This window comes from Flavobacterium sharifuzzamanii (genome assembly GCF_003254585.1).
Lineage (GTDB): Bacteria > Bacteroidota > Bacteroidia > Flavobacteriales > Flavobacteriaceae > Flavobacterium > Flavobacterium sharifuzzamanii.
In genome coordinates this window covers 621175-633223 of record NZ_QJGZ01000042.1, presented here as the reverse complement: position 1 = coordinate 633223, position 12049 = coordinate 621175, and the positions used below count along the sequence as shown (strand labels likewise).

Sequence of the window (12049 nt, the reverse complement as noted above, 5' to 3'; positions counted from 1 at the left end):
AAAATGAAAAATCCAATTGAAACGGAACGTCTAATTTTACGGGAACTTGAACTTTCTGATGCTGAAGGAATGTTCGAATTGGATTCTAATCCGAATGTGCATTTATTTGTTGGAAATAGACCTGTAAAACATATTGACGAAAGTATTGAATATATCAAATTTGTTCAGAAACAATACAAAGATCTAGGAACAGGACGTTGGGCTGTTGTTTTAAAAGAAACAAATGAATTTATAGGCTGGTCTGGAATAAAGTTTATTACAGACGAAATTAATAAGCACAAAAACTTTTACGAGTTAGGATATCGCTTTATAGAAAAACATTGGGGAAAAGGTTATGCAACCGAAGCAGGAAAAGCTTTTATTAATCATGCCTTTAACGAAATGAAAGTAGAAGTGCTTTATGCTTACGCAGATGCAGGAAACGAAAATTCTAGAAAGATTTTAGAAAAACTAGGTTTCCATTTTGTGAATTCTTTCGAATACCAAGAAGAATTAGAAGTTTGGTACGAACTTAAAAATCCAAACTCAAACTAAGAAATGTGTTCCAAATCTTTACATACTTAAAAGTCAGTAAAGATTTGGAAACAAATCAGAGTTATAATTATTTTTTAGCTACAGAAACAAAATATTTATTTCCGTCACCCATAGTTAATTTTACACGTTCGTCGCAAAGATCGATTGCAAAATTTGCACTTTCGTAACAGCTGCAAGTTGTGTTTTTGTCTTTAGACATTTCAGTTTTACAGTTGTTGTTTTTAAAACTTGCCAATTGTGGTGTGTATAAACTAACCAAATCAGTAGAAGCAGTTACTAAAGAAATAATACTTGCAGAATTGTTATTTGTAATTCTGTATACAATTCTATCCGTATAGTTTACATCGTTAACTGTTACTTTACGAATGTAGGTATAAGCTGTAGATCCTTCACTAGGTTCTTTAACTTCAAACTTAAACCCAACTGCACGAATAGCAACATCAAATTGCTGTTGTGAGTTAAAGCTTGCCCAAGTCGTTAATGTGCTAATAGTAGGAAATGGATTTGCATTTGCGGCTGGTGCATTAGTTTGCGCTTGCGAACTAAATAGGGTTAAGAACATCAAGCAGATCGTGGGTAAAAATGCTTTCATAAAGCGTGGTATTTGTTATTATAATTTTGCCTACTCTCTTTGGTTTTCGGCTTTCCCATTTCATTTTGTAACACAAAACAACAACATAACGAGTAAAATTCAAAATTGTTATGGCCGAATTATTATTAAATTAATTAAAGCTTACTAAAATTCTTTAATATGAATTTATTGGCGACTTGATTCATAACAATGGTAAATGTAAGAAATTTTGAATTTAAAACCGAAAAAAATGTATTTAATCGATAAAACTTGCATTTAGTCGATAATTTTGTCAATTTATTCTTATCTGAATGCTAAAATCTTAAAAAACAAAAGCTTTTCTTTTGTAAAATAAAGGTAAAAAAGATTAGCTTTTGAATGTTTCTAAATTAACGATTGCGCAAATTATTGAATGGAAGTGCATTAATCGCTTTCTTTTGATGAATATTGTTTGTAAATTTGCAGCCTTAAATTTTTTGACAACGATTTCATTAATTTAAGACAAATTATGGAAAATAGAAAGAAAGTTGCCTTTTATACGCTGGGTTGTAAACTGAATTTTTCAGAAACCTCTACGATCGCCAGAAGTTTTAATGACGAAGGTTTTGACCGCGTCGATTTTGAAGATGTTGCAGATATCTATGTGATTAATACCTGCTCTGTAACAGAAAATGCTGATAAACAATTTAAACAAGTAGTCAAGAAAGCAATGAAGCTTAACGAAAAAGCTTTTGTTGCCGCTGTAGGTTGTTACGCGCAATTGAAACCAGAAGAATTAGCTTCAGTTGATGGAGTTGATTTGGTTCTTGGTGCGACAGAAAAATTCAAAATCACCGACTATATTCATGATTTGAGTAAAAACGATATGGGTGAAGTTCACTCATGCGAAATTGCTGAAGCCGATTTCTACGTAGGGAGCTATTCAATTGGAGATCGTACTAGAGCTTTCTTAAAAGTTCAGGACGGCTGCGATTATAAATGTACGTATTGTACCATTCCGTTAGCTCGTGGAATTTCTAGAAGTGATGCTTTAGAAAATGTGCTAAAAAATGCTAAGGAAATTTCAGCTCAAAATATTCGCGAAATTGTTTTAACAGGTGTAAATATTGGAGATTACGGAAAAGGGGAGTTCGGAAATAAAAAACATGAGCACACTTTTCTAGATTTAGTTCAAGCTTTGGATAAAGTAGAAGGAATCGAACGTTTGAGAATTTCGTCTATCGAACCGAATTTATTGAAAAACGAAACAATTGAATTTGTATCGAAAAGCCGAACTTTTGTACCGCACTTTCATATTCCGCTGCAATCAGGAAGCAATGATATTTTAAAATTAATGAAACGCCGTTATTTACGTGAAGTTTATACAGAACGCGTAAGTAAAATTCGTGAAGTAATGCCTCATGCGTGTATTGGTGTTGATGTTATTGTTGGTTTTCCTGGCGAAACAGATGAGCATTTCTTAGAAACATATCATTTCTTAAATGATTTAGATATTTCATATTTACACGTTTTTACCTATTCAGAAAGAGATAATACAGAAGCGGTTGATATGGAAGGCGTAGTTCCTTCGAATGTTCGTGCTAAACGCAGTAAAATGCTTCGTGGATTGTCTGTTAAAAAGCGTCGAGCTTTTTATGAAAGTCAATTGGGAACAAATAGAACAGTTCTTTTTGAAAGTGAAAATAAAGAAGGATACATTCACGGATTTACAGAAAATTATGTAAAAGTAAAAACACCTTGGAATCCTGAATTGGTTAACACACTTCAAGAAATCAATTTAACTAAGATTGATGAAGACGGAAGTGTTCGCATTGAGTTTTTGAATAAATTGGCGGAAGCTTAAAAAAGAAATAAATACAAAGTATTTGTCATTCTGAGGAACGAGGAATCACACTCGAAACTCGACAAAGATTGACAATTATAGCATACGGAATTACTAGTCTGATTCCTCGTTCCTCGGAATGACAAAAAAAGCCTCTTATTAGAGGCTTTTCTGTTTTTTATAAATTACTCATTTTCCTGAACAACCAATTTCAAAGAATTAATATAATCAGTATCAAATTCTATAACTCGAATTTTTTCGGGATTAAAATCTAATTCTCCGCCAAACTGACCTCTTGTATCTAAGAAGTTAATAGTCAATTCTTCGTTATTCAATTTTATTAATTTTCCTAAATAGGCTGATTTAGATGATTTTTTGGCAATTTGAAAAATGCCATATTTCTCTGAAACATAATTAATAATTGAAGCTAAATCTTTGATTGGGATAATGTCATCAGAATTGATCTTTAACCCTTTCAAACGAATTACTTTTTCTGTAAAAGCCAGATCGTGATCGCGGTTTACAGCTTCAATATTTTTATTTCTAAGAATAACAAAACCATCCAAAACAAAGTCTACAGGATTATTTCGAAGTAAAATCCATTCGTCAGAATAATCAATTAAAAATCCGCTGAAGATTTCCTTTTTATCCTGAAATTCTATTTCGACCAATTGTCTTAAATATTGTTCCATCATATATTTTTTTAAATTTTCAATTTTTTAAAATTCCAAATTCCAATTGCTTTGAGATTGGAATTTGGAATTTAAATATTGGAATTTAATTTTTAAGGGTTGGTTGACCAAATACTGCTGTTTTTAATAAACACTCTTCGGTTTAGTTTCAATTGTGCAATAATTAAATCGGCCATATCTTCAGACTGCATTACTTTTTCAGGATTTCCGTCAGTCAGGTTTAAGTCTTTTGCCATGTCAGTTGCAACTGTACTTGGTGTTAAAGCTGTAACACGAATGTTGTGTTTTCTCATTTCCTGCATTAGAGAATCAGTTAAACCTAAAACAGCAAATTTAGAAGCACTGTAAGCACTTGTCAATGCGTTTCCGTTTAATCCTGCAGTTGACGAAATATTGATAATATCTCCAATTTGTCTTTCGATCATGTTTGGAATAATCGCACGCGTTGTGAAATACGTTCCCATTAAATTCACCTGAATAATTCTTTCCCAAGCTTCTGGCTCCAATTCTAAGAACTTTCCAAAAGAAGCAATTCCGGCGCTGTTAATTAAAATATCAATATGTTTAAATTCAGCAATAGCTTTTTCAACGGCAGCATTTATAGAATTGATGTCAGAAACATCGGCAGACAAAGCCAAAGTTTTTACTCCCAATTTTGAAGTTTCTTCTGCCAATTGGTCAATATCACTTTTGGTTCTAGAAACCAAAATCAGGTTTACACCTTCTTTTGCCAAAGCAATTGCCACGGCTTTTCCTATTCCTTTTCCTGCGCCCGTAATAAAGGCGTTTTTATTTTTTAAGTCGGTCATGATTGTGTTTTTAGAAATGCAGAAAGCATCATTTTAAGTCTTACAAAAATAAGGTTTTGAAAACTAAAATGATGCTTTAAAAGGTATTCTTAATCTAAGTTTAACAACTTTTGGTTATTCTTTTAGAACCATGTCAATACACATGACAGCTCCTAAAATCAATTGTCTCAACGGACTGTCAGCTGTAACTGTATCTTCAATTTGAAGAACATAATTATCAGCACTTGTAAAAAACTCTTTTCCTAATCCTGCCCATTTTTTACTTACTTGAGCCAATTGCTTGTTTTCGTGTGAGAATTTAAAATCCCAGCCTGTCCATTTTCCTTGAAGCGTTGCAACAGGTTTTTCGTTTTTATCAAGAATATCAAACTTTCCTCCAATCGAAAAGAATTTTTGTTTGAAAGTTCCAACCAAACGATCTTTTTCATCCAATACTTCAACAGTAGATCTAAAGATGGCAACACCTCTTCTTACGGTAATTAATTTTTCTCCAGAAGCAGTTGTAATTTCAACATTAAATGGAGTTGCTCTTTTATAATCTGTAAAACGAAATACTTTTGTGAAGAAACCAAGATTGTTTTCTCGGCAATTCATAATGATTTGATTGGTTTCTGGATGATATATATCGTAATTGTTTGCGGCTTTGAACATTCCGACATGTTCTTTTACTAAAAATAGATTTTGGCTTAAAATAGGATTCATACGTTTGTAAAATAAGTTTGAAAAATAAAGCCGCAAATGTAATACAATATTTATTAATTATACTGTTTAGAAGTTTCAACTAGACGAATAAATTCAGCTTTATAACCTTCGCCGTCGTTTGAATTTCCTTGCTTTGCCAGTTTTACAATTTCTTCAGAAGACTTATCAGCAATTAATTTTGAATCTCTTAATTTCAAACCAAACCAAGCTACGGCAGAACTAAATTTCATATCATCACTCGCTTTATCCAAAGCAACCGATTTGTTTTCGATTACTTGAACCATTTCGATGCTTTTATCACCATCAGGTTTTTTGTAACGGAATTTTATCGTTGCCAATTCGTTGCTGTAATTGTTTGAACTGGTTTCGGTTTTAGTATATTTTAAAGGATCTGGCTGTTCAGCTAAATAATCACTTTTTACACCCGCTGGAATAATTTCGTACAAAGCCGTTACAGTATGATTGCTCCCCAATTCGCCCGCATCGATCGCGTCATTTTTGAAATCTTCTGGACGCAATTTTCTATTTTCATAACCAATTAAACGATACGCCTGAACTTGTTTTGGATTGAATTCAATCTGAATCTTCACATCTTTAGCAATAGCAAACATCGAACCTTTAAACTCTTTTCCTAAAAAACGATTTGCTTCCTGAATGTTGTCGATATAAGCGTAATTTCCGTTTCCTTTATCAGCCAAGATTTCCATTTTACTGTCTTTATAATTTCCCATTCCGTAACCCAAACAAGTCAAGAAAACGCCGGTTTTTCTTTTTTCTTCAATCAATTTTTCCATATCAGAATTAGAAGAACTTCCAACGTTAAAATCGCCATCAGTTGCTAGAATTACACGATTATTTCCGCCTTTAATGAAGTTTTCAGTAGCTGTTTTATAAGCTAGTTCAATTCCTGCGCCGCCAGCCGTGCTTCCGCCAGATTGTAATTTATCCAAAGCGTCGATAATCGTTTTTTTCTCATCACCAGAAGTTGGAGGCAAAACCATTCCTGCTGCACCTGCGTAAACCACAATTGCTACTTTGTCTTTTGCACGTAACTCGTTTACCAATATTTTTAAAGATTGTTTTAATAAAGGCAATTTGTTCATGTCGCTCATTGAACCCGAAACATCAATTAGGAAAACAAGGTTTGAAGCAGGTAAGTCATTGGTTGGAATATTTTTTCCTTGTAAACCAATTTTCAAGATTTTATTATTTTTATTCCAAGGTGAATCGCTTACTTCTGTATTGATAGAAAACGGATGTTCATTTTTTGGTTGTGGATAATTGTATTTAAAGAAATTAACCATTTCTTCTACTCGCACTGCATCTTTAGGAACTTCTTGTCCGTTGTTTAAAAAACGTCTAATATTGGTATACGAAGCATTGTCAACATCTATAGAAAATGTAGAAAGTGGTGCTGTTTTAGGACTTTCGAAGGCATTTTCTACAAAAGTGTCGTAATCTTCCTGAGTTGGCTCTGTTGGAACTGGCATAATGTTTAGTTTTTTATCCAATTCTTTTTCTGAAAGGTTTTTATAGATTTCATTTTTGGTTGAAATAACCACAACACTGTTTAAAGCTTTGCTTCCATAAATTGAAGTCGCATCTTTATCTTTTAAAACAGAAACATTATCAATATCATTCGGATTTATTTTTGCTATTTGATTGGCTTTTGCTGGAACTCCATCAATAATATACATAGGTTCATTCTTTGGAGAAACTGATTCATTTCCGCGAATAGAAACAGTTGGATTTGGCATAGCAGAATATCCCATAGAATTTTGAACTTGAATTCCCGCAACTTTTCCTTTTAGCGCTTGTGCATCTTTTTTCTCTCTTCTTCTTTCGGCACGGGCATAGCTTCGGTCTTCATATTCCGAACTACTTACGCCATAAGCAGTAACTACAACTTCACTTAAAGTCTGATTATCTGGAAAAAGTTTTATATTAATTGTATTTGAATTTTGAACCTTTTGACTTTGGCTTTTATATCCAATGAAGCTGATAACCAACATGTCACCTGTTTTTGCTTGAATACTGTATTGGCCATCAAAATTTGTATAAACACTAGTTTTTGAGGTCTGATTGAAAACAGTTACGCCTGGAAGTGGCTGTTTGTTTTCGTCTGAAACGATTCCAGAAATCGTTCTTTCTTGTGCCATACTTACGAAACATATAAGCATAGCAATGGCTGATGAAATAAGTTTTAGACTTTTCATGATAATGAGTTTTAAGAATTAATGTTGAGATTTAACTTTGTCAAAGTTTGAAACTTTGACAAAGTTTTGTTGTGACCTGACTATTTTTTCGGAGCTGGTTTTCCGTTTTTTGTAGTGATTATAACAACTCCTTTTTTGCCTTTTTCACCATATTTTTCGGTCGCTTCAAGGTCTTGTAAAATGGTTATGGTTTTAATGTCTTGTTTGTCTAAAGGTGCATAAGGACTTGTTGGATTTTTTCCGAATAAATCATTTTCAGAATAGTAAATTCCATCAATAATGTACAAAGGTTCATCAAGTACAACAAGAGAATCTACATTTTCAGGATTTAGGTTTGGAAGCTCATCTTGCATCATTTTATCTTTTTTTGCATCGTTGCTGTGAGCCATTGCATTTCCGTTAAGAATTACTAAAGGACTACTTTTTTTAGCTCTCTGTGTTGGCGCTGCAGAGTAAGCCACTTTTGCAGACTCTCTTTGAGGATAACTTGAATAACCCATTTCTGGAGTCACTTCTTTTTTTGAAACGACGTTATTTTCTTCCTCATAAGATTCACTTCTAAGAGGTGCATTTGCAGAAACAACAGCTTCTGCCGCAATACTTGGACTTGGTGCAGACAAAACTTGTCCTGCCTGAGGAGCTGTTACTTCTTGAACAGCAACTCGTTCTTTGTTTTTAGTTTGATTGTCTAAAATTTTAACTGCTTCTTCATTTGAAACTATTCCTGAAGAACTTGCATCATTCTGTTTTAGAATTGGTTCTTGAGTTTGAAGCTGTTCTATTGCTTTTTCTTCAAGAACTACTTTTGGAGTTTCTGTTACAGTTTTCTTATTAGAATGCAAAAACTGAAATCCTAAAGAAAGTAATAATAGGAGAGAAGCTGCAACTGCTATTTTTTTCCATAATGCAATGGTTTTTTTATCTTCTTTTTTGTCCAGTTTTTCTTCTACGCGCGCCCAGACTTTTTCCATTCCTGGAAAGTCTTGAAACTCGGCTTTTTGCGAAGCTTCTTTTATTTTATCGAATAATTTATCTTGATTGTCCATTACTATTTTGCTTTTTGATAATACAATTTATTAACCAGTTCTTTCAGTTTGGTCTTAGCGGCATTCAATTGTGATTTTGAGGTGCCTTCAGAGATCTTCAGCATTTCGGCTATTTCTTTATGTGAGAAACCTTCAATGACAAAAAGGCTAAACACAGTTTTACAGCCGTCAGGAATGTGGTTTAATAAATTAAGTAAATCTTCTTCTTCCAACGTATTTAGTTCGTCTACAGAAGGTTGCGAAATCAGTTTCACATCATCTAAATACATATTAAAGTTGGTTTCTTTTCTAATCGTCGCCAAACAATGATTTACAGTTATGCGTCTTGCCCAAGCTTCAAAAGCGTACGTTTCTTTTAACTGATCGAGTTTGGTGAAAATAGTAAAGAAAGAATCGGCCAAAGCTTCTTCAATTTCCTCTTCCTTTTTTAAATATCTTTTGCAAAGGCGGTACAACTTTGGCGCCATGTATTCGTACACCTGACGCTGGGCATCGCGGTGCATTTTTTTACAATTTGCTATTTGAGTCTCGTTTATCACAATTGTTGTCTTTCTTGTATAGAGAGTAAAAAAGATAAAAAGGTTGGGACGGGGGTGAAAAAATATTAAAATATTTTTTTAGGGTCAAAGTTACAAAGTTACAAAGGTTCAAAGTTTTTATTGTAAAAAAGCATTGCAGTGCGTCTGATTGTAATCATTCTCCTAAGCAAACATCATTATAAAATTCTACGATTTCTTTAATGTCTTCGAAAATCCATTTATCGCTTTTCAGTTTTTTGACGATAAAATCGCAGTCAGCAAAGACTTTTGAAGTGTTTTTTCGCCAAGCATTTATGACGCCGCAGTTTAAACACGTTGGATATTTGTCTTTTTGTTTTTTGACATAATAAAATACGGAGGGGTCTGGTAAATTCCCATAAGGGTTAGATGGTTGCAGCTGCATATCTGAACTTAATTGAGATTTAAAGTCTGGATTTAAGTTTGTAGTTCCAGAACTTGTCGGACGGTCATCGTATGGATTATAAATTTTATCAACAAGACTAAAATCTGATCCAAGTTTTTTGTATAAAGTCGCTTCTCCTTGGGTAATAATTTCTACCAGTTTAGGTTTGTCCAAAGAATTTAGTTTTACATATTCGAAAGTTCTTGTAAAGCCAAAATCTACAAACTTAATTTTTTTAACAAATTCTTCATCCCAAGTATCGGGTTTGTCTTCTGGAGCAACCTTAAATTTTATTTTATTGAATTTGAGATAAGCGTATCCTTCAATAGAGTCTCCGTCTTTAAAATAGATTATAGCTTCTTGCTTTTGAGAATAAATTTTAAGGCTGATAAAAAATAGAATGAATATGATTTTGTAGAGCTGTTTCATTAACAGGAATATGTTTTTTTTATGATTTAGAGAATCTATATAAAAAACTTTGCGAATCTTCGTAATAAAGCAATAACACAAAGATTCGCAAAGTCCTATTATTTCGCAATTTGAAACTTAGGGTTCCCAACTTGCCATAAGGCAAAAGCAAACATATCGGCTTCGTCTCCAAACGTAACATCCAAATCACTAGAGTGGTGACCATTGACATAATTCACATGTAATAAAATCGGATTGGTCGAGCTGTTGTAGTTTTGTAAAATAGCGGTAAATTTACCTGGTTCCCAAGGAGTAACTCTAGGATCGTTAATACCAGTACGAATTAAAACTGCAGGATATTTTTCCCCTTTTTTCACTTTGCTTTGTGAGTCCATTTCTAAGATGTGCTTCGCATCTTCCTCATTTTTTATTGAACCTATTTCTGGTATTTGATTAGGACCGTTAGTAGTCGTTTCCATTCTAATGGTATTAGTATCTCCAACTTCAATTAGTGCTACTTTAAAAAGGTCAGGACGTTCTGTAATAGCTCTTCCGATTAAGATGCCTCCCATGCTGACTCCATTTCCTATAAGCTTTTCTTTAGAAGTGTATTTTTTATTTATCAAATATTCTGTGCAAGCAATAAAGTCTTTCCAAGTATTTGGTTTTTTAGCTTTCATTCCGTCCTTGTGCCATTTGTCTCCTTTCTCGCCACCACCACGTACATGCGCAATGGCAACAATGACATTTTGTTCTAACAAAGTCATTAAAGAGGGGCCAACAAAATATGGGAAATCGCTGCTTCCATAAGCCCCGTAACCAGTGATATAACATGGTGTTGAACCATCCATTTTTATATTTTTAGGATACATAATGGTTAACGGGACCATCACACCATCGTGACTAGGTATTTCTATTTCTTTTGTAGCAAATTTTTTTGTATAATCTGGATATAAACCACTAGAAGTAAATTCGGTGGCTTTTTTTAATATTCCAGTTTCGCCATTATAATTATAAGTGGTTGAGGGAATGACCCAGCCGTCAATAAAAAACAACATGTCATCATTCTGACGTGGACTTAATGAATAACCTGCAATAGACCCTACAGGTAGCGGTACTCTTTTAGTTTCTAAAGTTTTGCCATTAACTTGAAAAATTTCCTGATTGATTCCGTCACTCAAATTATAGTAAATGAAATTTTTAGATTTTCTTATTCTTCGTACTACTCTGTCATTTTCCGGAATAAGAATTGTAGGATTGTTAAAATCAGGGTTTTCTATACTTGTGTACGCTAGTTTATAATTGGGAGCATTTTTGTGGGTGAGAAAAAATATCTTGTCTCCAATAATATGGCTTCCGGATATTTCATCTTCATATTTAATCAGTGTTTTCCAATTTATTTTTGGTTTTGAAAGTTCTGAAAATGGAGCATAAAATGATAATTCGTCACTTTTTGTAGATCCAATGGTTAAAATAATATAGGAGTAATCATTGGAAAATGAGATTTTAGGAAATTGCTCAGTAAGAAGATTTAATTCAGGATTGTTTTCTTTTGATGCTAATATTTTATCTGTTTTTGAGTCTGTTCCAATAATATGTAATAATGCTTTCATGTTTTTTAGAAAATCATCACTAGTATTGTCTCGGGTAACCATTTGTGTATATGTTATGGCCTTACTATCTGGAGTAAATTCAAAAGGGAATTCGCTCCAAACCGGTGTAAGTTTATCCGAAAGGAACTTTTTCGATTCAAGATCCATAATTTGGAGATCACAAACTTCTGCGCCATCTTGAGAGATCGTTACTGCCAATTTTTTATTGTCAGGACTAATAATAAAACTTGTAATAGTTGCCCCTTTTTTGATCGTACTAGGATCTATCAATAAAATGTCGGCTCCGTTTTTACCTTTTCGGAGGTACAATTTATCGATATTTTCATCTTTTTTGTTTTTAGTATAATAATAAATATCTCCAACCTGCCTGATTAAACCGTATTGATCTCCACCCAAAGCTTGAATTTCTTTCATTCGTTTAAAAAGGTCATCACGACCAGAAATAGTTTTTACAATAGAATTTGTATAATCCGATTCGTCTTTGAACCATTTTTGAACCTCGGGACTATTCATGTCTTCCATCCATCGATAAGAATCTGTGATTTTTGTTCCAAAATAATCATCTACAACAGGACGTTCAGGAGTAGCAGGATATTTGTACTGAGCTTGTGTGACTTGATTTGTAATAAAAAGTAAAAGAGCGAAAGTGGTTTTTCTGATCATTATTTAAAAATTGGTTTATCTTGGTTTGTTT

The 12049-nt window shown here is 33.3% G+C and carries 11 protein-coding genes; 2 read left to right on the top strand and 9 right to left on the bottom strand.

From position 1 onward, the window contains the following. Positions 1–3: 3 nt before the first annotated feature. The gene (locus DMA14_RS22495) at positions 4–534 is read left to right on the top strand and encodes a GNAT family N-acetyltransferase (RefSeq protein ID WP_111426708.1); all 531 of its coding nucleotides are present in this window, start codon (positions 4–6) and stop codon (positions 532–534) included. A 67-nt stretch (positions 535–601) separates the two neighbouring features. Here the strand turns inward: DMA14_RS22495 and DMA14_RS22490 are convergent, their stop codons facing one another. Further along, the gene (locus DMA14_RS22490) at positions 602–1126 is read right to left on the bottom strand and encodes a hypothetical protein (RefSeq protein WP_111426707.1); all 525 of its coding nucleotides are present in this window, start codon (positions 1124–1126) and stop codon (positions 602–604) included. 487 nt (positions 1127–1613) lie between these two features. On the opposite strand from DMA14_RS22490, the gene mtaB reads away from it, so the two are divergent. Then, entirely contained in the window at positions 1614–2948 is a 1335-nt protein-coding gene (gene mtaB / locus DMA14_RS22485; protein WP_111426706.1) for a tRNA (N(6)-L-threonylcarbamoyladenosine(37)-C(2))-methylthiotransferase MtaB, read from the top strand. Between the two features lie 164 nt (positions 2949–3112). Here the strand turns inward: mtaB and DMA14_RS22480 are convergent, their stop codons facing one another. The 8 genes from DMA14_RS22480 to DMA14_RS22445 form a co-directional block, all read right to left on the bottom strand. After that, a complete protein-coding gene (locus DMA14_RS22480; RefSeq protein WP_111426705.1) occupies positions 3113–3619 on the bottom strand; it encodes a hypothetical protein in 507 nt (168 codons plus the stop codon). A gap of 92 nt (positions 3620–3711) precedes the next feature. Further along, a complete protein-coding gene (locus DMA14_RS22475) occupies positions 3712–4428 on the bottom strand; it encodes a 3-ketoacyl-ACP reductase (RefSeq protein WP_111426704.1) in 717 nt (238 codons plus the stop codon). 114 nt (positions 4429–4542) lie between these two features. Beyond that, on the bottom strand, positions 4543–5130 hold the full coding sequence (locus DMA14_RS22470) for a phospholipid scramblase-related protein (RefSeq protein ID WP_111426703.1): 588 nt from the start codon (positions 5128–5130) through the stop codon (positions 4543–4545). A gap of 53 nt (positions 5131–5183) precedes the next feature. Beyond that, complete coding sequence (locus DMA14_RS22465; protein WP_111426702.1) at positions 5184–7346, bottom strand: vWA domain-containing protein; 2163 nt, start codon at positions 7344–7346, stop codon at positions 5184–5186. Between the two features lie 80 nt (positions 7347–7426). After that, the gene (locus tag DMA14_RS22460) at positions 7427–8392 is read right to left on the bottom strand and encodes a hypothetical protein (protein ID WP_111426701.1); all 966 of its coding nucleotides are present in this window, start codon (positions 8390–8392) and stop codon (positions 7427–7429) included. Positions 8393–8394: 2 nt separating this feature from the next. Further along, positions 8395–8895 carry an RNA polymerase sigma factor gene (locus DMA14_RS22455; RefSeq protein WP_111426700.1) on the bottom strand — a complete coding sequence of 167 codons (501 nt, stop codon included), beginning with the start codon at positions 8893–8895 and terminating at the stop codon, positions 8395–8397. A 190-nt stretch (positions 8896–9085) separates the two neighbouring features. Next, entirely contained in the window at positions 9086–9763 is a 678-nt protein-coding gene (locus DMA14_RS22450; RefSeq protein WP_111426699.1) for a hypothetical protein, read from the bottom strand. Between the two features lie 98 nt (positions 9764–9861). Beyond that, complete coding sequence (locus tag DMA14_RS22445) at positions 9862–12018, bottom strand: prolyl oligopeptidase family serine peptidase (RefSeq protein ID WP_111426698.1); 2157 nt, start codon at positions 12016–12018, stop codon at positions 9862–9864. Positions 12019–12049: the final 31 nt, after the last annotated feature.